Origin of the sequence: Agrobacterium sp. CGMCC 11546 (assembly GCF_013365515.1) — a bacterium.
Classification (GTDB): domain Bacteria; phylum Pseudomonadota; class Alphaproteobacteria; order Rhizobiales; family Rhizobiaceae; genus Agrobacterium; species Agrobacterium fabrum.
The window spans coordinates 1,668,935-1,692,889 of the sequence record NZ_CP047387.1; the positions used below are offsets into that span (position 1 = coordinate 1,668,935).

General features: G+C 59.5%; 23 protein-coding genes. 8 read left to right on the plus strand and 15 right to left on the minus strand.

Annotation, left to right across the window (positions count from 1 at the left end; genetic code table 11):
• Positions 1–27: 27 nt before the first annotated feature.
• Entirely contained in the window at positions 28–2,262 is a 2,235-nt protein-coding gene (purL, locus tag GSF67_RS08430) for a phosphoribosylformylglycinamidine synthase subunit PurL (RefSeq protein ID WP_035215844.1), read from the plus strand.
• A 16-nt stretch (positions 2,263–2,278) separates the two neighbouring features.
• The gene (locus tag GSF67_RS08435) at positions 2,279–2,512 is read left to right on the plus strand and encodes a BolA/IbaG family iron-sulfur metabolism protein (RefSeq protein ID WP_003507909.1); all 234 of its coding nucleotides are present in this window, start codon (positions 2,279–2,281) and stop codon (positions 2,510–2,512) included.
• Positions 2,513–2,642: 130 nt separating this feature from the next.
• Here GSF67_RS08435 and GSF67_RS08440 read toward each other — a convergent pair whose 3' ends face one another.
• Positions 2,643–3,791, minus strand: a complete 1,149-nt coding sequence (locus GSF67_RS08440; RefSeq protein ID WP_006314088.1) for a hypothetical protein — start codon at positions 3,789–3,791, stop codon at positions 2,643–2,645.
• 110 nt (positions 3,792–3,901) lie between these two features.
• On the opposite strand from GSF67_RS08440, the gene GSF67_RS08445 reads away from it, so the two are divergent.
• The 3 genes from GSF67_RS08445 to GSF67_RS08455 all read left to right on the plus strand — a co-directional run bounded on the left by GSF67_RS08445 (position 3,902) and on the right by GSF67_RS08455 (position 5,976).
• Complete coding sequence (locus GSF67_RS08445) at positions 3,902–4,150, plus strand: hypothetical protein (RefSeq protein WP_006314087.1); 249 nt, start codon at positions 3,902–3,904, stop codon at positions 4,148–4,150.
• A 144-nt stretch (positions 4,151–4,294) separates the two neighbouring features.
• Entirely contained in the window at positions 4,295–4,630 is a 336-nt protein-coding gene (gene grxD, locus GSF67_RS08450) for a Grx4 family monothiol glutaredoxin (RefSeq protein WP_010971914.1), read from the plus strand.
• Positions 4,631–4,767: 137 nt separating this feature from the next.
• Entirely contained in the window at positions 4,768–5,976 is a 1,209-nt protein-coding gene (locus GSF67_RS08455; RefSeq protein WP_035215842.1) for a multidrug effflux MFS transporter, read from the plus strand.
• 73 nt (positions 5,977–6,049) lie between these two features.
• Here the strand turns inward: GSF67_RS08455 and GSF67_RS08460 are convergent, their stop codons facing one another.
• From GSF67_RS08460 to rpsD, 5 genes are all read right to left on the minus strand, one after another.
• On the minus strand, positions 6,050–6,874 hold the full coding sequence (locus tag GSF67_RS08460; RefSeq protein WP_006314084.1) for an inositol monophosphatase family protein: 825 nt from the start codon (positions 6,872–6,874) through the stop codon (positions 6,050–6,052).
• A 30-nt stretch (positions 6,875–6,904) separates the two neighbouring features.
• Positions 6,905–7,732: an inositol monophosphatase family protein gene (locus GSF67_RS08465; RefSeq protein WP_006314083.1), complete on the minus strand. Its 828-nt coding sequence runs from the start codon at positions 7,730–7,732 to the stop codon at positions 6,905–6,907.
• Positions 7,733–7,751: 19 nt separating this feature from the next.
• A complete protein-coding gene (gene ttcA, locus GSF67_RS08470; protein ID WP_006314082.1) occupies positions 7,752–8,690 on the minus strand; it encodes a tRNA 2-thiocytidine(32) synthetase TtcA in 939 nt (312 codons plus the stop codon).
• 61 nt (positions 8,691–8,751) lie between these two features.
• Positions 8,752–9,681, minus strand: coding sequence for a glutaminase (locus GSF67_RS08475; RefSeq protein WP_006314081.1), 930 nt, complete (start codon positions 9,679–9,681; stop codon positions 8,752–8,754).
• Between the two features lie 69 nt (positions 9,682–9,750).
• Positions 9,751–10,368, minus strand: a complete 618-nt coding sequence (gene rpsD / locus GSF67_RS08480; protein WP_006314079.1) for a 30S ribosomal protein S4 — start codon at positions 10,366–10,368, stop codon at positions 9,751–9,753.
• A 451-nt stretch (positions 10,369–10,819) separates the two neighbouring features.
• Here rpsD and GSF67_RS08485 point away from each other — a divergent pair, with 451 nt between their 5' ends.
• A complete protein-coding gene (locus tag GSF67_RS08485) occupies positions 10,820–11,803 on the plus strand; it encodes a TerC family protein (RefSeq protein ID WP_006314076.1) in 984 nt (327 codons plus the stop codon).
• 39 nt (positions 11,804–11,842) lie between these two features.
• Here GSF67_RS08485 and GSF67_RS08490 read toward each other — a convergent pair whose 3' ends face one another.
• From GSF67_RS08490 to GSF67_RS08520, 7 genes are all read right to left on the minus strand, one after another.
• Complete coding sequence (locus GSF67_RS08490) at positions 11,843–13,360, minus strand: ATP-binding protein (RefSeq protein ID WP_035215840.1); 1,518 nt, start codon at positions 13,358–13,360, stop codon at positions 11,843–11,845.
• A 128-nt stretch (positions 13,361–13,488) separates the two neighbouring features.
• On the minus strand, positions 13,489–14,376 hold the full coding sequence (locus tag GSF67_RS08495) for an O-acetylserine/cysteine exporter (RefSeq protein ID WP_006314074.1): 888 nt from the start codon (positions 14,374–14,376) through the stop codon (positions 13,489–13,491).
• Positions 14,377–14,413: 37 nt separating this feature from the next.
• Positions 14,414–15,052 carry a LysE family translocator gene (locus tag GSF67_RS08500; protein WP_006314073.1) on the minus strand — a complete coding sequence of 213 codons (639 nt, stop codon included), beginning with the start codon at positions 15,050–15,052 and terminating at the stop codon, positions 14,414–14,416.
• A gap of 162 nt (positions 15,053–15,214) precedes the next feature.
• Entirely contained in the window at positions 15,215–15,451 is a 237-nt protein-coding gene (locus GSF67_RS08505; RefSeq protein WP_006314072.1) for a hypothetical protein, read from the minus strand.
• Between the two features lie 392 nt (positions 15,452–15,843).
• The gene (gene murI / locus GSF67_RS08510) at positions 15,844–16,665 is read right to left on the minus strand and encodes a glutamate racemase (RefSeq protein WP_006314071.1); all 822 of its coding nucleotides are present in this window, start codon (positions 16,663–16,665) and stop codon (positions 15,844–15,846) included.
• Positions 16,649–17,482, minus strand: a complete 834-nt coding sequence (locus tag GSF67_RS08515; RefSeq protein WP_010971925.1) for an RNA methyltransferase — start codon at positions 17,480–17,482, stop codon at positions 16,649–16,651. The genes murI and GSF67_RS08515 overlap by 17 nt, the downstream gene beginning before the upstream one ends.
• A 114-nt stretch (positions 17,483–17,596) precedes the next feature.
• On the minus strand, positions 17,597–18,127 hold the full coding sequence (locus GSF67_RS08520) for a hypothetical protein (protein ID WP_035215943.1): 531 nt from the start codon (positions 18,125–18,127) through the stop codon (positions 17,597–17,599).
• Between the two features lie 215 nt (positions 18,128–18,342).
• Here GSF67_RS08520 and GSF67_RS08525 point away from each other — a divergent pair, with 215 nt between their 5' ends.
• Together GSF67_RS08525 and GSF67_RS08530 are read left to right on the plus strand one after the other, a co-directional pair.
• The gene (locus tag GSF67_RS08525) at positions 18,343–19,557 is read left to right on the plus strand and encodes an NADP-dependent isocitrate dehydrogenase (protein ID WP_035215941.1); all 1,215 of its coding nucleotides are present in this window, start codon (positions 18,343–18,345) and stop codon (positions 19,555–19,557) included.
• Positions 19,558–19,892: 335 nt separating this feature from the next.
• Positions 19,893–20,519: a glutathione S-transferase family protein gene (locus tag GSF67_RS08530; protein WP_006314066.1), complete on the plus strand. Its 627-nt coding sequence runs from the start codon at positions 19,893–19,895 to the stop codon at positions 20,517–20,519.
• Positions 20,520–20,594: 75 nt separating this feature from the next.
• Here GSF67_RS08530 and GSF67_RS08535 read toward each other — a convergent pair whose 3' ends face one another.
• Together GSF67_RS08535 and alaS are read right to left on the minus strand one after the other, a co-directional pair.
• On the minus strand, positions 20,595–20,978 hold the full coding sequence (locus GSF67_RS08535) for a VOC family protein (protein ID WP_006314065.1): 384 nt from the start codon (positions 20,976–20,978) through the stop codon (positions 20,595–20,597).
• A 112-nt stretch (positions 20,979–21,090) separates the two neighbouring features.
• The gene (gene alaS / locus GSF67_RS08540; RefSeq protein ID WP_010971929.1) at positions 21,091–23,754 is read right to left on the minus strand and encodes an alanine--tRNA ligase; all 2,664 of its coding nucleotides are present in this window, start codon (positions 23,752–23,754) and stop codon (positions 21,091–21,093) included.
• Positions 23,755–23,955 lie beyond the last annotated feature (201 nt).

Genomic DNA, 23,955 nt, shown 5'->3' on the forward strand with positions numbered 1-23,955 from the left:
TTCCTCGGCTCGAACCGCGTGAGACCTATGTCGATTTCAAACTCCATCAAGATCACCCCGGAACTCGTTGCATCCCACGGGCTGAAGCCCGACGAATACCAGCGTATCCTCGACCTGATCGGACGAGAGCCCAGCTTTACCGAGCTTGGCATCTTCTCTGCCATGTGGAACGAGCACTGCTCCTACAAGTCTTCGAAGAAGTGGCTGAAGACCCTGCCGACAACAGGTCCGCGCGTCATTCAGGGCCCCGGTGAAAATGCCGGCGTGGTGGATATCGACGATGGTGACTGCGTCGTCTTCAAGATGGAGAGCCACAACCATCCGTCCTATATCGAGCCCTATCAGGGTGCGGCAACCGGCGTCGGCGGTATCCTGCGTGACGTTTTCACCATGGGCGCCCGCCCGATCGCCGCCATGAACGCCCTGCGTTTTGGTGCGCCCGATCATCCGAAGACCCGCCACCTCGTGGCCGGTGTCGTCGCCGGTGTCGGCGGTTACGGCAATTCCTTCGGCGTGCCGACGGTTGGCGGCGAAGTGGAATTCGACCCGCGTTATAACGGCAATATCCTCGTCAACGCCTTTGCCGCAGGACTTGCCAAGTCCAATGCGATCTTCCTCTCTGAAGCCAAGGGCGTCGGCCTGCCTGTCGTTTATCTCGGTGCAAAGACCGGCCGCGACGGCGTCGGCGGCGCGACCATGGCGTCTGCCGAATTCGACGAATCCATCGAAGAAAAGCGCCCGACGGTTCAGGTCGGCGACCCCTTCACCGAAAAGTGCCTGCTGGAAGCCTGCCTTGAGCTGATGAAGACCGGCGCGGTCATCGCCATTCAGGACATGGGTGCCGCCGGCCTCACCTGCTCCGCCGTCGAAATGGGCGCCAAGGGTGATCTCGGCATCGAACTGGACCTGAACGCCGTGCCGGTGCGCGAAGAGCGCATGACGGCTTACGAAATGATGCTGTCGGAAAGCCAGGAGCGCATGCTCATGGTTCTCGAGCCCTCCAAGGAAGAAGTCGCCAAGGCGATCTTCGTCAAATGGGGTCTGGACTTCGCCATCGTCGGCAAGACCACCGACGACCTGCGCTTCCGCGTGCTGCACAATGGCGAAGAAGTCGCCAACCTGCCGATCAAGGAACTCGGCGACGAGGCCCCCGAATACGACCGCCCGTGGACGCCAGCCAAGGTGCCCGCAGCGCTTTCGGAAACCGACATCCCCGCAGCCGACATTGCCGATGCGCTGGTGTCGCTCGTTGGTTCGGCCAACAACTCCTCGCGCCGCTGGGTTTACGAACAGTATGACACGCTGATCCAGGGCAATTCCCTGCAGCTGCCGGGCGGTGATGCCGGCGTGGTGCGCGTCGAAGGCCATGACAAGAAGGCGCTCGCTTTCTCCTCCGACGTGACCCCGCGTTATGTCGAGGCCGATGCCTTCGAAGGCGGCAAGCAGGCGGTCGCCGAATGCTGGCGCAACATTACCGCAACTGGTGCTCTGCCGCTGGCGGCCACCGACAACCTCAATTTCGGCAATCCGGAAAAGCCCGAAATCATGAGCCAGCTGGTCCATGCCATCAAGGGCATCGGCGAAGCCTGCCGCGTGCTGGAATTCCCGATCGTTTCCGGCAACGTCTCGCTCTACAACGAGACCAATGGTCAGGCGATCCTGCCCACCCCCACCATCGGCGGCGTTGGCCTGCTGAAGGACTGGGGCCGCATGGCGCGCATCCGTTTCGCGGCTGCCGACGAGGTGGTACTCTTGGTTGGCGCACCTGCTGGCCTCGGCACCCACATTGCCCAGTCGGTCTATATGCGTGATGTTCACGGCCGCACCGATGGCCCGGCGCCGCATGTCGATCTCATCGCCGAGAAGAAGAACGGCGATTTCGTCCGTGGTCTCATCACTGAAGGTCTCACCACCGCCGTTCACGATTGCTCCTCCGGCGGTCTCGCACTCGCTGTTGCGGAAATGGCGATTTCATCCGGCATCGGCGCAACGATCGATGCGGTCGAAGGCCATAATCCGGTTCTCACCTTCTATGGCGAAGATCAGGCCCGTTACGTCCTGACCGTCAAGAAGTCCGATCTCGACAAGGTGCAGGCGGCGGCCGAGGCGGCCGGTGTTTCCTGCCCTGTTATTGGCACTACCGGTGGTTCCACCGTAAAGCTGGGCACGGCGCGCGCTGTCGAGATTAAAGAATTGCACTTGGCCTATGAATCGTGGTTCCCTCAGTTCATGGACGGCGAAACTTTGATTGCCGCAGAATGAATTAAGGAGAAACACCATGCCCATGAAACCCGGCGACATTGAAGACATGATTAAGGCGGGAATTCCCGGGGCAAAGGTCACGATCCGCGATCTGGCCGGTGATGGCGACCATTATGCGGCGGAGGTCGTTGCGGAAGCATTCAAGGGCAAGACCCGCGTGCAGCAGCACCAGATGGTCTATGACGCGCTGAAGGGCAATATGGGCGGCGTTCTGCACGCCCTTGCCCTGCAGACCTCCGCTCCCGAATGATTGTGGCCGTGAAAATGCCGGCAAGACAGCTTCACTGTCGCGCCGACGCATAAAGGCCCCGGACTAAATCAAAGGCCCGCGTGATGCTCTCACGCGGGCCTTTTCATATCAGCAAAAGGGAAAACGCCGCTTACAAAGCAGGCGGGCTCTGCGATTCCAGATCGGCAAAGGATGCGGCCGGCAGGGGCCCCGCCGTCAAAAGGGTGAAATCGTAACCGGATCTGCGATCCGGCCCGAGAACATATTGCCGGTGCATGCGCAGGAAATTGCGCTTGTTCTTTTTGTAGCGCTCCGGTGAGAGCGAATGCTTGAAACGGATCGGCACGATTTTCGGCCGCGGCGCATCACGGTGACCCGTCAGCGTCACCGTGTTGCAGCGATAAAGATGGATTGGATCGGTCAGGCACTGGATGTCGAACCATGTCACATCAGGATGACGCGCGATTGCGCCTATGCTCTCGCGAAGCCTCTCCGCACTCGACAGGAACGCACATTGCAGCGCGGCACCGCCCAGCGTCGCGAAAGATAGCTTGCGGCCATCCAGCGCGTCGGGTTTCAGCTCCAGCACACGGCCGATGACCGCGAGCGCGAGGCTGGCACCCATGCTGTGTGACACCACCAGAACCTCATCCGAGGGGTGTTCAAGCGCCGTCACCACAAGTGCCGCCCTCTCCTCGATCCATTCACGGGCAATAGGCTCATCGCGGCCGACCGCGAGCGCGAAACGCCAGTCCGCATAAAGATGCAAAGTGTGAAATCGCTCCGCGAAAGGCAGGAACGCCTTCACGAAAAACACGGCGGCAGCGGGAATGCTGACCACCAGAAGCCAGAGCGGCAGGCTGAAAAGCCATGGCGAGAGCGCAATGCCGGCAGCAAGCGCGCCGCCGGCAAGCATCAGCAGGAACGGGAAGATGAAGAACAGCCCAAAACGCCAGGCATGGCGCAGATAACGCGCCGCACCGCCCTCACTGACGATGCCCGCCCCGGCCTTGAAACCCAACCAGATCTGCCGCCACACGGACGCATCCCGCAGCTGCGAGATGACATCGTTATGGTCATAGACGACGATATCCGAACGCGTGCTCCAATTTCCCGCCGAAGCCTCCACCGTGAAGGCTTCGCCAGCCGGCCTGCTCTCCCGCGGCCCCACGGCATAATTGACGTCCCACGTCTTTCCCGCCAGCGCTGCGGCGCGCTGGTAGCGCACATGATGGGCAGCCGCATCGAGCGGATCGAAACCGGGGAAATAAAGAACAAGTCGTGACTTGACGGTCGGCATGCATAAACCTTCAGGCTGGAGACACCCGAAAGGATCGCTTGATACAGTGGGCGATGCACGTATAGTAAAAATCGCGACGGAAATATGATTTATTTGGTGGTGGGGGAATTTTGTCTGGCATCGTCGATCAGTTGCTCAATGGCGTCGTCAAGGGCGCTCTGGCTGAAGTTCTCACCAAGACCGGTATTCGCAAGACGCGCCGCGCGCGCCGGACGAAAAACACCGGCTCCCTAACCGGTGGTATCGTTGGTTCTGTTCTTGAGGCCGCACTCAACGCCGCCGTCAAGCCCAAGCCGGCCAGGAAGCAGGTAAGCAAAAGGCGCACCGCCGCTTCCCGCAGCAGGCAGCGGTATAAATAAAAAGCAGCAGGCCGGATTTAGTCTGTCATGCCATGCCACGCAGACGTATTTTTTACGCTTTCCGGGTGGAAATCGCGCCGCGACATGTTATTTAGAGGCTAACAGAAAGCAGCGGCCTTGAACCGCATGTGAAAGGATATGGCCATGAGCGGCATTCACGACATCATCGACAGCGAAGTGAAGAGCAACGACATCGTTCTTTTCTTGAAGGGAACCCCGCAATTTCCGCAGTGCGGTTTTTCCGGTCAGGTCGTACAGATTCTCGACTACCTCGGCGTCGAATACAAGGGCGTCAACGTGCTTGCCGATGCCGATATCCGTCAGGGTATCAAGGACTATTCCAACTGGCCGACCATTCCGCAGCTCTATATCAAGGGCGAATTCGTCGGCGGCTGTGACATCGTAAAAGAGATGTTCCAGTCCGGCGAGCTGCAAAGCCACTTCCAAGAACAGGGTATCAGCGTCCGCGGCGCGGCCTGATTTCGGCCGGTTCATCCGGCCCACCCTGATTGTCAGAAATTTATGCCAGGCGTTGCTTCATGCAACGCCTTTGCCGTTCTTTTTGGGGCAATCCTGTGACAGAACTTTCACAATCCACCGCTTCGCGCGCAGGCTCGATGGGGCGCACGGAATTCATTGGGCTGGCAGCAATGCTGATGGCGCTGAATGCGCTGGCCATCGACATCATGCTGCCGGGTCTTCAGGAAATCGGCGCATCACTGGGCGTCGTCAATGAAAACCACCGCCAATACGTGATTTCGACCTATCTCCTCGGTTTCGGTATCGCCCAGCTTCTCTACGGGCCGATTTCTGACCGTTTCGGTCGGCGCAAGCCGATGCTCGTCGGTCTGGCCATCTACATCATCTCCGCCATTGCCGTGGTCTTCGTGCCGTCATTCACCGGCCTCCTGGTCCTGCGCTTCATTCAGGGCATCGGTTCGGCGGCAACGCGTGTCATCACCATCTCGATCGTCCGTGACATCTATGGCGGCCGGCAGATGGCGGAAGTGATGTCGCTGATCATGATGGTCTTCATGGTCGTTCCGGTCATCGCGCCAGGCACGGGCCAGATCGTGCTCTTCTTCGGCGACTGGCACCTGATCTTCGCCTTCATGGCCGGCATCGCCGCCGTCGTGACGGCCTGGATGTATTTCCGCCTGCCGGAAACCCTGCATCCCGATGACGTCAGGCCTTTCACGGCTCGTTCGATCCTCGGCGGGTTCAAGATCGTGCTCACCAACCGTATCGCGCTCTGCTACACGCTTTCCAGCACCTTCATTTTCGGGGCGCTGTTCGGCTTCATCAACTCGGCTGAACAGGTTTACAAGGGCATCTACGGCCTTGGCGCATGGTTTGCGGCGGCCTTTGCCGGCGTGGCGCTGTTCATGGCCTTCTCGTCCTTCATCAATGCAAGGCTGGTCGGCCGGTTCGGCATGCGCAAACTGTCGCACGGATCGCTGCTCGGCTTCATCGCCATCACCTTCGTGTGGTTGCTGGTGCAGATATTCGGGCCGGAGCCGATGCCCTTCGCCATCTTCATCGTGTTCTTTGCGCTCGCCATGTTCCAGTTCGGCTGGATCGGCTCGAACTTCAACTCGCTCGCCATGGAGCCGCTCGGCCATGTCGCCGGCACGGCCTCCTCCGTCATAGGCTTCATGGGAACCGTCGGCGGTTCGCTGATCGGCGCCGGCATTGGTCAGGCTTTCGACGGCACGGCGCTGCCGATGGTGGCCGGCTTCTTTGCCGTCTCCATCATCGGCCTTATCTTCGTGCTGATCGGCGAAAAGGGCGTGTTGTTTCAGGCCCACAACAAGCCGACACGGTAAGTTCGGACAGACAAAAAGAAAGGGCGCGGAATTCTGTTCCGCGCCCTTTTTATTGAAAACAGCTGTTGTTCGTTCAAACCGTAAAAATCTTCTCGCGCAGCAGTTCCCAGGTCTCCTGATCCGGCGCCAGCAGCAGCCCGCCATCCACATGGCGCGGCAGATAGGGCGAACCATCAAGACGGGCGGCATAGGCGCCCGATTCCTGCGAGATCAACGTGCCGGCCAGATGGTCCCAGGGCATCAGCTTGTTATACATCAGGAAATGCATGTGGCCGCCGCAGAACAGGCGGTATTCATGCGCAGCACAACGATAGCTGGTGAACAGCCGCACATCCGCGAGGTTCATCAAAATCTTGCGCCGGGTCTCCACGTCGAAATAGCCTGTATTGGCGATACCCACCATCTGCGACAGGTGCGGCGCTGTCACGACCGACATCTGCGTCTGCGATCCATCGGCGGCGCAAAGCCATGCGCCGGAGCCTTTTTCAGCAATCGCCCAGTCATTACCCATCGGATCGAAGATCAGGCCGGCAACGGTCTCGCCCTTGGAGATGACACTCATCATCACGCCGAAGAGCGGCAGGCCGGAGGCGAAATTATAGGTGCCGTCGATGGGATCGACCACGACAGCCAGATCGGCATCGGCAAGCTTGCTCAGCAGCGATGCATCCGCCGCCACAGCCTCTTCCCCGATGAACAGCGCCTGCGGCATGATTTCCTCGACACGGGCGCGGATCAGCCGCTCGGCAGCCTCGTCGGCTTCGGTCACGAGGTCTATCGCCTCGCTCTTGATCCGCACATCACCCTCGCCCAGATTACGAAACCGCGGCAGGATTTCCACTGCCGCCGCTTCCTGAAGCGCATTGGCGAGAGAGGCGATGTCGAGTTCGAGAGCCATGGGCGATATCCTTCTATCTGAGTATCAATCTTATAAGGCGACGATTTCCCGCCGCAGCATCTTCCAGCTTTCCTTGTCCGGCGCTGACAGGATGCCGCCTGCCGTCTGGCCGGGCCGGTAAGGCGTATTGTCGAAACGGGCCGTATAGCCACCCGCCTCCTGATGAACCAGCACGCCGGCAAGATGATCCCACGGCGCCAGATTTTCATGGCCTATGAAATGCAGCTTGCCTGCCGAGACGAGCCAATATTCATGCGCCGAACAATTGATCGAAAGCGACATTTTTATCTTCGCCAGATTGGCGGCAATGACAGGACGGCGATCCTCATGGCTGTGACGCCAGGAAAAGATGCCGACCATCTCGGACAGTGGCGCGGGATCCGTGACCTTTAGCTTCGCCTGCGAGCCGTTCTTGCGGTGGAGGTAAGCCCCCTCACCTTTGAGCGCAACTATGGTGTCGCCCATGACAGGATCGTGGATGATGCCCGCCACCGTCTCACCCTTGACCGTGACAGCAAGCAGCGTGCCGAAAGCGGGAAAGCCGGAAGCATAATTGAAAGTACCGTCGATCGGATCGATCACGAAGGCAAGCGGCGCATCGGCAAGGGCTGGAATGACGGAAGGGTCCGCCTCATAGGTCTCTTCACCGACGATATGAGCCTTCGGAAACCGTTCGAGTAGCGCGGCGGTGATCGCCTTTTCCGCCAGAACATCTGCCTCGGTGACGAGATCGATGGCGGAGGTCTTTTCGGAGATGGCGCCGGCGCTCAGGTTTCGGAAGCGGGGCATGATTTCCTGTGCGCCGGCAGCGGCGACGGTGGAAACGAGGAATTCGATATCTTTATCGGAAAGGCTCATGGCGCAGGGCACTTCTTCATCATGGAGGGCTGGCCTCCCTACGCTCTTCAGGTGACGCGCCGGTGACAGCAAGCGCCGAAAAATCAAAAAGCTTGGGATCGAGCAGATGCGAAGGGTTCACATGCGCAAGCGCCCGCAGCATCACGTCCTTGCGGCCCGGCATGCGCCGTTCGATATCGGCCAGCATCTCTTTCATAGCATTGCGCTGAAGCCCGTCCTGCGAGCCGCAGAGGTCGCAGGGAATGATCGGGAATTCCATCGCCGCCGCAAATTTCGCCATATCCTCTTCGGCGCAATAGGCAAGCGGGCGCATGACCATCAGGTCGCCTTCGTCATTCATCAGCTTCGCCGGCATGCCCGCGAGGCGGCCGCCATGGAAGAAATTCATGAAAAAGGTCTCGAGAATATCCTCGCGGTGATGGCCGAGCAACAGCGCGTCGCAGCCCTCCTCCCGCGCGATGCGGTAGAGATTGCCGCGTCGCAGCCGCGAACAGAGCGAACAATAGGTGCCGCCGGAAGGCACCTTTTCCTTCACGATTGAATAGGTGTCGCGATATTCGATGCGATGGGCGACACCGATCTTCGCCAGATACTCCGGCAGCACGTGTTTGGGAAAATTCGGCTGGCCCTGATCCAGATTGCAGGCCACCAGCTCCACCGGCAAGAGGCCGCGCCACTTCAGATCGAGCAGCAGCGCCAGCAGGCCATAGCTGTCCTTGCCGCCGGAAAGACCGACCAGCCAGCGCTTCTGGCCGTTCAGCATGCCGAAATCTTCAAACGCCTGCCGCACATTGCGCAACAGCCGCTTGCGCAGCTTGTTGAAGGAAACCGAACGCGGAGCATTGTCGAACAGGGGATGCGAACTGCCATTTTCTTCGGACGGGCCGTGATCTGCCCCGACCTTGTCCGCCCCTGCCTGATCTACAAAGTCATCGATCTTGGTGAGAATGTTCATCATCAACTCGCTCCGGCACGACTGCCGTTCTTAATGCAGGCAATGCCCCCATCCGCCGGCAATATCAAGCCCCGAATACCGACCAGCCGGTTTTGGTCGCCAGCAATTCCAGCGCCTGTGACCCGAGCGCCGAATTACCAACCTTGTTGAGACCCGGCGACCAGACCGCAATCGACGCGTTGCCCGGCGCCACCGCCATGATGCCGCCACCGACGCCGCTCTTGCCCGGCAGGCCGACATGATAGGCGAAATCGCCGGATCCGTCATAATGGCCGCAGGTCAGCATCAGCGCATTAATACGCCGCGCCCGACGGTCCGACACGACGGTATGGCCGGAGAGCGGATTACGGCCGCGATTGGCAAGGAAGAGGCCAGCCCGCGACAGCTGCGCGCAGGTCATGGAAAGTGCACACTGATGGAAATAAACGCCGAGCGTATGTTCCACGGGATGATGCAGATTGCCGAAGGAGCGCATGAAATTGGCAAGCGCGAAATTGCGGAACCCCGTCGCCTGCTCGGATTTCGCCACCGTGTCGTCAATGCTGATCGTGTCATCGTCAGCGAGGTAACGCACGAACCGCAGAAGCTCGCCTATCGCCTCACGCGGCTGGTGGCCGGAAAGAACGATATCGGTCACCACGATCGCACCGGCGTTCACGAAGGGATTGCGGGGAATGCCGTGCTCATGTTCCAGCTGAACGATGGAATTGAAAGACGATCCCGATGGTTCGCGCCCCACTCGGTTCCATACCGTTTCTCCAGCCTTGCCGAGCGCCAGCGTCAGCATGAAGACCTTGGAGATACTCTGGATCGAAAACGGCACAAGCGCATTGCCGGCCGTATAGGTCGTCCCATCGACGGTGGTGATGGCGATGCCGAACTGGTTGGGATCGACCTTGGCGAGTTCGGGAATGTAATCCGCAACCTTCCCCTCACCCAGCCTCGGCAGCATGCTGTCATAGATGGAATCGACGATACCCTGAATGTCCTGCATGCAAAGCCTTCCCCAGCAAACAAAAAAGCCGCCCCGAGGGGCGGCTTTCTCAATACTGAAACGCGTCGATTAACGCGAGTAGAATTCGACGACCAGATGCGGTTCCATGACGACCGGGTACGGAACGTCGGAGAGAGCCGGAACGCGGGCGTAGGTCGCAACCATCTTGTTGTGATCAACTTCGATGTAGTCAGGAACGTCACGCTCTGCGAGCTGAACGGCTTCGAGAACCGTCACCAGCTGCTTGGACTTCTGACGAACTTCGATAACGTCGCCAGCCTTGCAACGGTAAGAACCGATGTTGACGCGAACGCCGTTAACCGTGACGTGGCCATGGTTGATGAACTGACGCGATGCGAAAACAGTCGGAACGAACTTGGCGCGGTAGACGATGGCGTCCAGACGCGACTCGAGCAGGCCGATCAGGTTCTCGGAGGTGTCACCCTTGCGACGGTTTGCTTCGTCGAAGGTGGCGCGGAACTGCTTTTCGCGCAGTTCGCCGTAGTAACCCTTGAGCTTCTGCTTGGCGCGCAGCTGCGTGCCGAAGTCGCTCATCTTGCCCTTGCGGCGCTGGCCGTGCTGGCCCGGGCCGTATTCGCGGCGGTTAACCGGGGACTTCGGACGGCCCCAGATGTTTTCGCCCATGCGGCGGTCGATTTTGTACTTGGCCGATTCGCGCTTGCTCATCGTATTTCCTTCTCAAATGGTTATGCCGGTCTGTTGCCAAACCGGTTCAAGGAAACACGCCCTCCTCTGAAGCCCGTTTCAGGGCCTCTGACAGGCTTCTCACATGCAAATGGAGAAACCACGGGACATGTCGGTGATATTGACTGCCAAACCTCAGCAATTACACTGCAAGGCAATCAACAAAACACACCGGACATTACTGCCCGGCGTTGGGGCGGCTTCTAAACACGTTTTACAAATTTGTCAAACAACGCCCGCCGCTTTTTTCTTGTAAGTGCCCTTGAAAAGCCTTCAGGCACTCCCATCTTTCCGTTGTGATCAGAACTCGGGCCCCTCTGACGTGTTACCGGACAACACGTGATGTCGAGTTTGTTAAGGTTGGGGCCCACGTATATTCTTGAACCGCGTTCCCCATCCGCAAAGCCAACCTCGTCCGGCTAAAGGTTGACTGATGGAGTTCCTCCTCAACGATTTTCTCGGTACCCCCACATGGATGTGGGCGGTCTTCATTTCTCTCGTCCTTGGTCTCTTGGCGCTCGATCTTGGCGTACTGCACAAGAATTCCAAGGAAATCGGCATTCGTGAGAGCCTGCTGATGTCAGGCTTCTACATCGCCATTGGTTTGGCCTTCGGCGGCTGGATCTGGTACCAGTCCGGCCAGCAATCGGCGATGGAATATGTCACCGGCTTCGTGGTCGAAAAAAGCCTGGCGATGGACAATATCTTCATCATCGCGATGATCTTCTCCTATTTCGCCATTCCCCGCCAATATCAGCACCGCGTGCTGCTCTGGGGTATCCTCGGCGTCATCGTCCTGCGCGGCATCATGATTGCCGGCGGTGCGGCCATCGTCGAAAACTTCCACTGGGTGCTTTATCTCTTTGCGGCCTTCCTCGTCTTCACCGGCCTCAAGATGCTGTTTTCGTCCGACCATGACGAGAACGATATCGGCAACAACCGCATCCTGAAATTCCTGCGCAGCCGCCTGCCGGTGACGGAAAAGCTGCATGGCGAGAAATTCTTTGTAAAAGAGACGGACGCGACCACCGGCAAGCTGAAGACCTTCGTGACACCGCTCTTCCTGGCGCTCATTATGGTCGAGATCGCCGACCTGATCTTCGCGGTCGATTCGATCCCGGCAATCTTCGCAATCACCACCGATCCGTTTATCGTCTACACCTCGAACATCTTCGCGATCCTCGGCCTGCGCGCCCTCTACTTCGCACTCGCCGCCCTGATCCACCGCTTCGCTTATCTGAAATATGCGCTGGCTGCGGTTCTGGTCTTTGTCGGTTCGAAGATTTTCGTGGCAGACATGCTGGGCATCGCCAAGATCCCGCCGGCCGTCTCGCTCGGCGTCACCGTCGCCATCCTCGCCACCGGCATCATCGGTTCGCTGATCGCGACACGAAAGGAAGCAAAGGCTATCGAGTAAGGCCTATAACGGTAAGCGGCAGGGAAACCTGCCGCAACCTCACTCCGCCGCCAGTTTCGCATCATCCTCAGCCGCATCCGCATCGCCGGGTGCGGTTTTTGCATCGAGATCGGGGAACGCCACGATGCGCTTGCCGGAGAAATCGGCATGCACCACCACAAGCTCCTTCTCCTCGAAATAACCGAGAAGCCGCCGGGCGCGGCGGGCGGAATGGGTGCCATAGGCGCGGGCGATGCGGGCATCTGACGGGCAAGGCTCTTCACCCAGCGCCGCCTTGACGAGCAGCAGGAAGACCCCCTGCAGATCATCGGAAACCGACATCGACAATTCCAGCGCCTTTTCCCAGCCTTCGCTTGCCGCCATCGCCGCATCCACGCCGGAACGGGCGATCGCTACCTGCCGGCGGAATTCGGCAAGCGTCATCGGCGTGCCAGGAATGCGGCGCATGCGGGCGCGCACCAGAAAGTCCTGATAGAGCACGGCATCCGTGCGATAGGCCGATTGCGGATCGTCGAGAATTTCCACGAGCACCGCACCGATCTTTTCCTCACGCTCCTCCGGCGTCAGTTCCGGCTGGCCTGCACGCGGCGACTGCTCCGATGAAGGGCCAACGGCGGCGGGCGTGGAACGGGAGAGTTCGGCCAGAATATCGGTGGTCGGGCGCGGTGCGGGTGGCGTGCGGCGCACGGCGGCGCGCGTGAACTCTTCCGGATCCGGCGTGAAGATCAGGTCTTCCACATCCTGCGGTGCGTCCGGCAACGGCATCAGCTTCGGCGAAGACGAGCGCGCCGAGGTTTCCACCGCGCCGATGACGATCGGCAACGGGCGACGCGAGAGCGCCGGGCCGAGTGCCACGAAATTGCCGCGCTGCAGATCGCGAAACATTTCCGCCTGCCGCCGGTCCATGCCGAGCAGATCGGCCGCGCGCGCCATGTCGATATCGAGGAAGGTACGGCCCATCAGGAAGTTCGAGGCTTCCGCCGCCACGTTCTTGGCAAGCTTGGCCAGCCGCTGCGTGGCGATGACGCCGGCAAGCCCGCGTTTACGGCCACGGCACATCAGGTTGGTCATGGCGCCGAGCGACGCCTTGCGCGCATCTTCCGTCACCTCGCCGGCGACGGAGGGCGCAAACATCTGCGCCTCGTCCACAACGACAAGCACGGGATACCAGAATTCACGATCGGCATCGAACAGGCCGTTGAGGAAGGCGGCGGCGGCCCGCATCTGCTGTTCGACATCAAGCCCTTCCAGCGTCAGCACGCAGGAAACGCGGTGCTGGCGAATGCGGTTGGCGATGCCGGCAAGCTCGGCTTCCGTCCGCTCGCCATCCACCACCACATGACCGAACTTGTCGGAAAGCGTAACGAAATCACCCTCGGGATCGATGATGACCTGCTGCACCCATTGCGCCGATTGCTCCAGCAGCCGGCGCAGCAGATGCGACTTACCGGAACCGGAATTGCCCTGCACCAGCAAACGCGTCGCAAGCAATTCCTCGATATCGAGCTTGGCCTGCTGCCCGCCCGATAGGGTTCCCATGTCGATACCGACCTGCAATGTTCCATTCCCTGTGCTGCATTTCATCCGGCCGATTCCCTTAGGCGCGGCCGGACATGCTCTTTACCAAAAAATCCCCGGTTGCGTCTGCCCCATGCCGATAATGCACAGGCAATTGCGTGTTGCGCCTATGCAGGCCGGGTCCACAACCGCAACAGTGCGATGCGCCGCCCGAATACGTTCAGCACCAGCCCCAGAATGACCAGCCCGGCACCCAGCACTTCGAATATGGTAATATGCTCCGCAAAAGCGAGATATGCGCTGATGAAACCGACCACCGGCACCAGCAGCGAAAACGGCGCTACGGTTCCAGCCGGATACCGTAAAAGCAGATAGCTCCAGATGCCCGCGCCGACAATCGTCGCCCCATAAGCCATATAAATGACCACAAGAGCCGTCGTCGCCGTCGCATTGGCAAGCCCTTCGGCAATCGCGCCCGGTCCTTCCACGACAAGCGAAAGCGCAAGTAGCGGCAGAACAGGCACAAGGCTCGTCCACGCCACGAAAGAGACCGCATTCACCTGGCCAATACGCCGGTTGACGATATTGCCGACAGCCCAGGCGATGGCGGAGCCAACGCCCATCAACAGCGGTATAAAGGCCGCCATCGTCATCCGCTCTACCCCAATCACCGCGAGCCCGCCAAAAGCGATGACCGCGCCGATGATTTGCGAAGGCAACGGCCGTTCACCGAGAAAAACCACTGCAAGCGCCAGCGTGAAAAAGGCCTGCGACTGCATGACCAAAGAGGCAAGCCCGGCGGGCAAGCCGAGCTTGATGGCCGGATAAAGCAGGCCGAACTGAAAAAAGCCCATCGCCATGCCGTAAACGATCATATGCCGCCACGGCACATTCGGTTTCGGCAGGAAGAAGACGAGAGGCACCGCCGCAAAGAGATAACGCACCCCCGTCAGAAACAATGGCGGCATGTCTGCAACGCCGACCTTGATGGCAACGAAGTTGAAGCCCCACAAAAACACGGTGATCAGGGCAAGAAGAATATGCGGCAATGCCATTTTGTTATGTCCGAATTTCAGGCGATCGACGGGCGTTTCACGCCGAAACCGCCCTCTTCCAGCCAAAGGCAATGAGACCGGCGCCAATCAGTAGACCGCCGCCCGTGCGGTTGACGATGCGCTGAACCTTCGGCTTGCGGATCGTGTTACGGGCGGCACTTGCCAGAAGTCCATAAAGCGCCGCATTCACGGTGGCAAGCACCAGGAACGTCGCTTCGAAAATCAGCACCTGCGGCCAAAACGGCAATGTCGGCACCAGAAACTGCGGCAGGAAGGCCACGAAAAACACGATGCTTTTCGGGTTCAACGCCGTGACGATATAGGCATGCAGGAAGATTTTGAGCGGCCTTTCACGGCCCGTCACACCCTGTCCATCCGCGCCTTCGCCGCTAACCGGCGAACGCCACAGCTTGATGCCGAGATAGATGAGGTAAGCCGCACCGATCCATTTCAGGCCGGTGAAAAGTGCAGCCGACGTGGCAAGCAGCGCGCCAAGCCCCAGCATCGAGGCCGTCATGGCGGTGAAATCACCGAGCGCCACGCCCGTCACCGTCGCCGTGCTCGCCTTGCGACCATGGCCAAGCGCATAAGAAATCACCAGCAGGATCGTCGGTCCCGGAATGGCGAGCATGATGGCGGATGCGGCCACGAAGGCCAGCCAGTTCTCCAGCGGCATGATTGAGTCTCCCTTGTCCAATGTGTCGAGCAAGCCACCAAAATCAGGAGGTATCAAGCCCAATCTTCGAAGATCAAGCCGCCCTGTCATCCAGCGGACGAACGGGTGGGCTCGTAGCGGTACGACCTCCTCGACATACTTCGTCGAAGAGGCCGCCACTGCTCAAAACCGCGGCGCCCACGGTACCGACCAGTCCCGCCTCCGCTTCACTCGCGACGGCACAAAACCGATATCGACCAGCAGACGGTCCGGCAGATCGGCAAGATCGGTCGGCGGCGCGCGTGGCACCATGGCCGCAACGACCACTGCTTTCAGAGTTTTCCAGACGCCGAATGTGACGAACAGACGGTCCACCGCATCCGGCAGCGCATATGCTACCAATGGTTGATCATTTTGCATGGGAAATCCATCCCGGCGCGGCAAAGCGGCCAGGTCCTTTATCGATGGAAAACGACATGCCGAAACGACGGGCGCAGCACGCATGCCACGCGGACGCGCAAGTCACATGTCGGACGAAGTGAAAATGCCAAACGGCTGGGGATTCAGGCCATAAGCCTTATCGGAGGGAGATGCCTCGCATCACATAACCGCCCACAATCACGCCAAACAGGCCTGACATGTCATTAAGGCGCATATTCATGTTATTGCTCATTCCACGCCTCCATTTAGTGCGGTTATAGACAAGACGCATCTTACACAGGAAATTCGGCGCGACAAGTGGTCGCAATCTCGAATTGCAAAAGACCAGCAAAATAGATGCAGAAATGCAACAAACATTCGAATGGCGACAGTCAGTTCGAAGAGACGCTGAGACCGAAACCCTGCATCAGCCGCCGCGTGGCGAAATCCGGTTTGCCCGAGGTGAAGACGGCAAAGTCGAAACCATCGGGATGTTCCGCATCCTGCGGCAGCGGCACGAGATGGCGGGCCCGCCTCGCAATCGCCTCGGCGGGATCAAGCCAGTCCACCGGCCATGGCGCCAGCCGGCGAAACACATTGGCCATGAAGGGATAATGGGTGCAGGCAAGCACGACGATATCGGTGCGCTTGCCGTCGCTGTCGATGAAGCAGGGTTCGATTTCGGCCAGCACCGCCTCGTCCGAAACCGGCTCGCCCCGGATCCAGCTTTCGGCCATACGCGCCAGATTCTCCGAACCTACGAGGCGGACATGACACTGTGTGGCAAAGGACTGGATGAGATCGCGCGTATAAGCCCGCTTGACGGTGCCGGGCGTTGCGAGAACAGAGACGAGACCCGAACGGGTACGCTCGGCGGCTGGCTTGATGGCGGGAACGGTGCCGACGAAAGTCATGTCCGGAAACCGGGCGCGAAGATCGGCTCCGGCCAGCGTGAAGGCGGTGTTGCACGCGATGATGCAGACCTCCGGGCTGTAATCCTGCAGCAGCGTTTCGAATAGCGAGAGAATGCGCGTCTTCAGCGCCTCCTCTTCCCAGCCGCCATAGGGAAAACCCGCATCGTCAGCCACATAGATGAAACCGCGCTCGGGCATCAGCACCCGCGCCTCGCGCAGAACCGTCAGCCCACCAATGCCGGAATCGAACACCAGCACCGGTTTCAGCACATCGGCCGCCGCCTCACTCGTCTTCAGCATTCTCCCCTGCTCCCTCGGCCAACGGCCCCGCTGCCCTGCCCGTCTTCTTTGGCCACTGCCGGGGAAAACGATCGAGCGACCTGATCACGCCGCGGAAAACACTGATTTCCTGCTCGGAAAAGCCGCGTCTCGACAGCACCGCCCGCAGATTGTCGACCATTTTCGGCTTTTTTTCAGCAGGGTGGAAATAACCGCGCGCATCCAGCGCTTCCTCGATATGTTCGAACAGGCCAAAAACCTGCTCCTTGGTCGAGGGCCGTTGCTCGATGGGCTGGAACAGTGTCTCACCCAGATCGTCCATGCCAGACTTCATCCATTCATAGGACATCAAAAGCACGGCCTGCGCGATGTTGAGCGAGGCAAAGGCAGGATTGACCGGGAAGGTCACGATCTCGTCGGCCAGCGCCACCTCCTCGTTCGTCAGCCCCCAGCGCTCACGCCCGAACAGGATACCGGTCTTTTCGCCAGCCTTGAATTTTGTCCTGAGCGTATCGGCGGCGGTGACGGGCGCGCGCACCGGCTTGAACCCGTAACGCTCGCGCGCGGTCGTGGCATAGACGAAATTGAGATCCTTGATCGCCTCTTCCAGCGTCTCGAACACCCTGGTGCCGTCAATGACGTGGTCGGCCTTGGAAGCGGCGGCGCGCGCCTTCTCGCTGGGCCAGCCATCGCGCGGATTGACCAGACGCAATTCGGAAAGGCCGAAATTGGCCATGGCCCGCGCCACCATGCCGATATTTTCGCCGAGCTGCGGTTCGACCAGAATGATCGCCGGGCCTTCCGCCACAAGTTCAAGCTCGCTGTTAGTGCCTGCCATCGTCATTTGTCCGTGTTTGAAGCGCGGCATCGATTTTTCAACGATGCCCTAAAGCGCGCCTCACTGGCACAGATCAGCGCGAAAATCAAAGCCGGAGGGGTATAAAGGCTGCCCTCACTCCCCCTTGATGATATTCGCCATCTCTTCGCGCAGCGAATCCCTGCCCTCGTCGCCCACACGGTGAATATCGCTGATGACAGGCCGGCCATCTTCCTCGATCACGTCGAAATGCACCTCGTCGACAGTCGCCTTTATCTCCGCCTCGTCCATGCAGGCCCAGAGTTTGAATTTCGCCGTCACATCGGTCACGCCGTCCTTCACCGCACCCGGGGTCACCGAAACTTCCTGCAGCGGACAACCATCCTGGGAGTTGGTCACGACGTCATAACCGAAAGGATCGCCCTTTTCCCCGCTTTCCGCTTCGTAAGCCGGCTTTTTGGATGCTTCGCGATATTGGGCGACGAAGTCCTTGCTGAACAGGCTCGTCAGCATGTCCTCATCGAAAATATACTTCCAGTTTTCCGCATCGCCTGACCAGTTCTTGACGGTGATGTCCATCACCTTCTGGACGGGATCGGCAGGCCCTGCCGCTAGGGCGCTGTGGGAAAAGAGGACGGCGGCAGTCAGAAGCAGAATTTTCCGCATGATGTGATCCCGGGATAGGCCCGACACGCGGGCGAAGCGATTCGCCTGACTGTATTCCGGCATTGTGGTTTGGCAATGCGCAAAGCGTTATTGCGCTGCGCCAAAAAAGCGCCCCCCATGGCTTTGCCTCAGACGCTCGCGATGCTATAGCCCGACCGGATATTTTTCCGACTATTGGCGTCAACAGGCGCCACAGCTTCGAAGGTGAGGAATTCATGGCAAAGATCAAGGTAGCCAATCCAGTCGTCGATCTCGACGGCGACGAAATGACCCGTATCATCTGGCAGCTCATCAAGGACAAGCTGATCCTGCCATACCTCGATCTCGACATCGAATATTACGACCTCTCGGTTGAAAACCGCGATGCCACCAACGACCAGGTCACCGTCGATGCGGCACACGCCATCAAGAAGCATGGCGTCGGCATCAAGTGCGCGACGATCACGCCGGACGAGCAGCGCGTCGAGGAATTCGGCCTGAAGCAGATGTGGAAGAGCCCGAACGGCACGATCCGCAACATTCTCGGCGGCGTCATCTTCCGCGAGCCGATCATCTGCAAGAACGTTCCGCGCCTCGTTCCCGGCTGGACCAAGCCGATCGTCGTCGGCCGTCACGCCTTTGGCGACCAGTACAAGGCAACCGATTTCAAGTTCCCCGGCAAGGGCAAGCTGACAATCAAGTTCGTCGGTGAAGACGGCACGATCATCGAGAAGGACGTCTTCGACGCCCCGAGCGCCGGCGTTGCACTCGCCATGTACAACCTCGACGAATCCATCCGCGAATTCGCCCGCGCATCGATGATGTACGGCCTGATGCGCAAGTGGCCGGTTTACCTGTCCACCAAGAACACCATCCTCAAGGCCTATGACGGCCGCTTCAAGGATATCTTCGAAGAAGTCTACCAGACCGAGTTCAAGGCAAAGTTCGACGAAGTCGGCATCACCTACGAACACCGCCTGATCGACGACATGGTTGCCTCGGCGCTGAAGTGGTCCGGCGGCTACGTCTGGGCCTGCAAGAACTACGATGGCGACGTGCAGTCCGACACGGTTGCCCAGGGCTTCGGCTCGCTCGGCCTGATGACCTCGGTTCTGCTGTCGCCGGATGGCCGCACCGTCGAAGCCGAAGCGGCGCACGGCACGGTGACGCGTCACTACCGCCAGCACCAGAAGGGTCAGGAAACCTCGACCAACTCGATCGCCTCGATCTTCGCCTGGACCCGTGGCCTCGCCCACCGCGCCAAGCTGGATGACAATGCGGAACTGGCAAAGTTCGCGACGACGCTCGAAACCGTCTGCGTCGACACCGTCGAAAGCGGCTTCATGACCAAGGATCTGGCCCTCCTCATCGGACCGGACCAGCCCTGGCTCTCCACCACCGCCTTCCTCGACAAGATCGACGAAAACCTCAAGACGGCGATGGCGGCCTGAAATCAGGAGGGCAATGCCCGTCCGAAATGGTGAAACAGGAAAACCCGGCGGCAACGCCGGGTTTCTTTTTTGTTCACAGTATCTTGATTAGCCGTTGTACTAGGCGCAGAATTCGGTTCTGCGTGCCATGGCCAGTGCAACAATAAGACAAAACCAAAACAGCATCTAATTGCGTATAACTTGCCCGGCACAGTCAAACATTTATCGCAGCATCACCGCGATCTTCAGTAAGACGCTGATGATGCTGCGGATCATGAAGAAATCGAAGCGCAGGCGCGAAATCCGTTGCGGTTTTCCCATAATGCTTCGGCGATTTTGCTTGGGGAGGCAAAAGCATGAGTGAATTGATCTTTTATACCAATCCCATGTCGCGCGGGCGCATCGCGCGATGGATGCTCGAGGAAGTGGGCATTCCCTATAAAACGGAAATACTGGGTTTCGAAACCTCGATGAAATCGCCAGCCTACCGGCTGATTAACCCGATGGCGAAGGTGCCGGCAATCAAGCACGGCGACACCATCGTCACCGAGGCGGCAGCGATCTGCGCCTATCTGGCCGATGCTTTTCCCGGCGCAAATCTTGCGCCTACACCGAAGGCGCGCGGGCTCTATTATCGCTGGATGTTTTTCGCCGCAGGCCCCCTGGAAATGGCGGCAAGCATGAAGGCGATGGGTTTTGAAGTGCCCAAGGAGAAACTGCGTATGGCCGGCTGCGGCAGCTATGCCGATGTGATGAACACGCTGGAGCGCGCCGTCAGCGAAAACCGCTTTATCGCCGGTGATCTCTTTACCGCCGCGGATGTCTATGTCGGCGCCCATGTCGGCTGGGGGCTACACTTCGGCACCATCGAAAAGAGGCCGGCCTTTACCGATTATATGGCGCATCTGACCGACCGGCCGGCCTTCAAACGGGCCGCCCAGCTCGATGAAGAGGCGGCCAAGGAGTTGCAGGCGGCTGGATAATCGGCCCGCCCGTTTCCAGACTTACGAAACATAGCCGGTCTGGAAATCGCCCATTGGATAGATTTTTGTGACGGGTCATTCACCGGACTGGCCGAGCGGCTCTCCGACCTCTATCGCATGCCCGTCCGGATCGTAAAAACGAAATACTCTTTGTCCCCAGGCCTGCCGCTCCAGCGGGTGGATAAGCTCCACATGCGGCGCGATATCTTGAAAAGCCGCATCTACATCCGCATGTTCGAAATAAAGTAGCATGTTCCGTCTGCCATAAGCCTCTTGCGCATCCGACGACGTCCGCCAGATCGTCTCCTCAAGTGACCTGCCCTCATGGATCGCAAAGCCGGTTTCAAAGAGGACGAAGCTGCCGAAATCCTCCAATATCTTCAGGCCGAGCCTGTCACGATAAAACGACTTGGACCGGTTGATATCGCGCACGAAAGGGATGGGATTTACAAAGCGCATCGCACTCCCCGTTCATGTTTCCGGCACTCGGCAATCCGCGCCTTCCGTTCGTTGCCCTAGAGGGCCAAGAAAAAAGGCGGGGCAAAACCCCGCCTTCATGAATTGTTCTGGATCAAGCCGCCAGCGCCGCGGCCACCGCTTCGATGGCTTCTTTCGCCTTGGTGCCGTCAGGGCCGCCGGCCTGCGCCATATCCGGGCGACCGCCGCCACCCTTGCCGCCAAGTGCTGCCGATGCGGTGCGGACGATATCGACGGCGCTGAAACGGCCAGTCAGATCTTCGGTCACGGCAGCGACGGCGCTTGCCTTGCCATCGTCAGAAACCGCAATCAGCAACACAACGCCGGAGCCGAGATTGGCCTTGGCCTCATCGGCAAGACCCTTCAGGTCCTTGGCATCGATGCCGGACAGCGATTTTGCGAGGAAATTGACGCCCGCAACCTGCTGGACATCATTTGCACCGGCATCCGACGAACCGCCGCCCATGGCGAGCTTCTTGCGGGCATCTGCAAGCTCACGCTCCAGCTTCTTGCGCTCATCAAGCAACCCTTCGACACGCGACAGCACGTCACCCGGCTGAACCTTCAGCGACGACGCCAGCGCCTTCACCCGCTCGTCCTGCTCGGCGAGATAGGCAAGCGCACCCTGACCGGTGACGGCTTCAAGACGGCGCACACCTGAACCGACGGCGCTTTCCCCGAGAATGCGGATAAGGCCGATCTGGCCAGTGGCGGCCACATGGGTGCCGCCGCAAAGCTCGACGGAATAAGGACGGTTGGCTTTTGCGCCATGAAGGCCGGTGCCCATGGAGACAACGCGGACCTCATCGCCATATTTCTCGCCAAACAGAGCCATCGCACCCTCGGCAATGGCGTCGTCAACGCTCATCAGGCGGGTGACAACAGGCGAATTCTGCAGCACGATTTCGTTGGCCATATCCTCGACGACCTTCAGCTCCTCGGCCGACATCGGCTTTGGATGCGACACGTCGAAGCGCAGGCGTTCGGGCGCGACCAGCGAACCCTTCTGTGCAACATGGGTGCCGAGCACTTCGCGCAGCGCCTCGTGCAGCAGGTGGGTGGCGGAGTGGTTGGCGCGCAGGCGCGAACGGCGATCATGATCGACCGTCAGCTGCACGGCCTCGTTGACCTTCAACCCGCCCTTGGAGACGGTGCCGGAATGCACGAACAGGCCTTCGCCTTTTTTCTGGGTGCCGGAAACGTCAAAGGTGCCGGCATCGCCGACGATCACGCCGGTATCGCCCATCTGGCCGCCGGACTCACCATAAAAAGGTGTCTGGTTGACGACGATATGCACCGTCTCGCCCTCGGCAGCGCTGTCCACCTCTTTGCCATCCCTGACGATTGCCTGAATGACGCCCTCGGCGCTTTCGGTGTCGTATCCCAGGAATTCGGTCGCGCCGAATTTTTCCTTCAGCTCGAACCACACGGTTTCGGTCGCCTTGTCGCCGGAGCCGGCCCAGTGCGAGCGGGCTTCCGCCTTCTGGCGTTGCATGGCATCGGTGAAGCCGGAAATATCGACACCGATTTCGCGGGCGCGCAGCGCGTCCTGCGTCAGATCGAGCGGGAAGCCGTAGGTGTCGTAGAGCTTGAAGGCGGTTTCGCCATCCAGCATGTCACCCTTGTGCAGCGTCGAAGTAGCATCGGACAGCAGCGACAGGCCGCGTTCCAGCGTCTTGCGGAAACGGGTTTCCTCGAGTTTCAGCGTTTCCGAGATCAGCGCTTCGGCACGAACCAGTTCCGGATAGGCGCGGCCCATCTGCTGGATGAGCGCTGGCAGCAGCCTGTAGATCAGCGGATCACGCGAACCCAGAAGCTCCGCATGGCGCATGGCGCGACGCATGATGCGGCGCAGAACATAACCGCGACCCTCGCTCGACGGCAGAACGCCATCGGCAATCAGGAAGGCGGATGAACGCAGATGATCGGCGATGACCCGGTGGCTGGCGCGATGCTCGCCCTCAGCCGGAACGCCGGTCGCCTCAACGGAGGCGGCAATCAGCGCCCGGAACAGATCCGTATCGTAATTGTCGTGCTTGCCCTGCAGCAGCGCCGAAATGCGCTCCAGCCCCATTCCGGTATCGATCGACGGACGCGGTAGGTCGATGCGCTCTTCCTTCGTCAGCTGCTCATATTGCATGAAGACGAGGTTCCAGATTTCGATGAACCGGTCGCCATCCTCTTCCGGCGAACCGGGCGGTCCACCCCAGATATGATCACCATGGTCGTAGAAGATCTCCGAACAGGGACCGCAGGGACCGGTATCGCCCATCGCCCAGAAATTGTCGCTGGTCGGAATGCGGATGATGCGGTCATCGGAAAAACCGGCGATCTTCTTCCAGAGATTAAAGGCCTCATCGTCGGTATGATAAACCGTGACCAGCAGGCGGTTGCGGTCGATGCCGAATTCCTTGGTGATCAGGTTCCAGGCATGGGTGATCGCTTCTTCCTTGAAATAATCGCCGAAGGAGAAGTTACCGAGCATTTCGAAGAAGGTATGGTGGCGGGCGGTATAACCGACATTGTCGAGGTCGTTATGCTTGCCGCCGGCACGCACGCATTTCTGCGCAGATGCCGCCGTGGAATAGGGACGGCTTTCAAGACCGGTGAAGACGTTCTTGAACTGCACCATGCCGGCATTGGTGAACATCAGTGTCGGATCGTTGCGCGGCACCAGCGGGCTGGAGGGCACGATCTCGTGTCCGTTCTTCTTGAAGTAGTCGAGAAAGGTCGACCGAATTTCATTCACACCGCTCATGCCCACACACCGCTCACAGCTGGAGTCCATCACCGCCACCGCAAAGGATGGCTATATTGCAAAATCAATGGCTTTTATCGTCCACATCCGGCCCTGTCCAGCCATGGAGGCGAAGCAAGACATATAGGTAAGGAAAAAGGGCCGCACGAAGAAAAATCGTACGACCCTTTTGATCCTTACCGGTTCGGCAAAGCCCCCGGG

Coding starts and splice junctions, on each gene's coding strand:
- GSF67_RS08440 (WP_006314088.1), bottom strand. CDS start 3,791: ATGCCGACCGTCAAGTCACGACTTGTTCTTTATTTCCCCGGTTTCGAT.
- grxD (WP_010971914.1), top strand. CDS start 4,295: ATGAGCGGCATTCACGACATCATCGACAGCGAAGTGAAGAGCAACGAC.
- murI (WP_006314071.1), bottom strand. CDS start 16,665: ATGCTGAAGACGAGTGAGGCGGCGGCCGATGTGCTGAAACCGGTGCTG.
- alaS (WP_010971929.1), bottom strand. CDS start 23,754: ATGAGCGGTGTGAATGAAATTCGGTCGACCTTTCTCGACTACTTCAAG.
- purL (WP_035215844.1), top strand. CDS start 28: ATGTCGATTTCAAACTCCATCAAGATCACCCCGGAACTCGTTGCATCC.
- GSF67_RS08535 (WP_006314065.1), bottom strand. CDS start 20,978: ATGCGCTTTGTAAATCCCATCCCTTTCGTGCGCGATATCAACCGGTCC.
- GSF67_RS08485 (WP_006314076.1), top strand. CDS start 10,820: ATGGAGTTCCTCCTCAACGATTTTCTCGGTACCCCCACATGGATGTGG.
- GSF67_RS08460 (WP_006314084.1), bottom strand. CDS start 6,874: ATGGCTCTCGAACTCGACATCGCCTCTCTCGCCAATGCGCTTCAGGAA.
- GSF67_RS08475 (WP_006314081.1), bottom strand. CDS start 9,681: ATGCAGGACATTCAGGGTATCGTCGATTCCATCTATGACAGCATGCTG.
- GSF67_RS08525 (WP_035215941.1), top strand. CDS start 18,343: ATGGCAAAGATCAAGGTAGCCAATCCAGTCGTCGATCTCGACGGCGAC.
- GSF67_RS08455 (WP_035215842.1), top strand. CDS start 4,768: ATGGGGCGCACGGAATTCATTGGGCTGGCAGCAATGCTGATGGCGCTG.
- GSF67_RS08435 (WP_003507909.1), top strand. CDS start 2,279: ATGCCCATGAAACCCGGCGACATTGAAGACATGATTAAGGCGGGAATT.
- GSF67_RS08495 (WP_006314074.1), bottom strand. CDS start 14,376: ATGGCATTGCCGCATATTCTTCTTGCCCTGATCACCGTGTTTTTGTGG.
- GSF67_RS08505 (WP_006314072.1), bottom strand. CDS start 15,451: ATGCAAAATGATCAACCATTGGTAGCATATGCGCTGCCGGATGCGGTG.
- ttcA (WP_006314082.1), bottom strand. CDS start 8,690: ATGATGAACATTCTCACCAAGATCGATGACTTTGTAGATCAGGCAGGG.
- GSF67_RS08465 (WP_006314083.1), bottom strand. CDS start 7,732: ATGAGCCTTTCCGATAAAGATATCGAATTCCTCGTTTCCACCGTCGCC.
- GSF67_RS08500 (WP_006314073.1), bottom strand. CDS start 15,052: ATGCCGCTGGAGAACTGGCTGGCCTTCGTGGCCGCATCCGCCATCATG.
- GSF67_RS08520 (WP_035215943.1), bottom strand. CDS start 18,127: ATGCGGAAAATTCTGCTTCTGACTGCCGCCGTCCTCTTTTCCCACAGC.
- rpsD (WP_006314079.1), bottom strand. CDS start 10,368: ATGAGCAAGCGCGAATCGGCCAAGTACAAAATCGACCGCCGCATGGGC.
- GSF67_RS08530 (WP_006314066.1), top strand. CDS start 19,893: ATGAGTGAATTGATCTTTTATACCAATCCCATGTCGCGCGGGCGCATC.
- GSF67_RS08515 (WP_010971925.1), bottom strand. CDS start 17,482: ATGGCAGGCACTAACAGCGAGCTTGAACTTGTGGCGGAAGGCCCGGCG.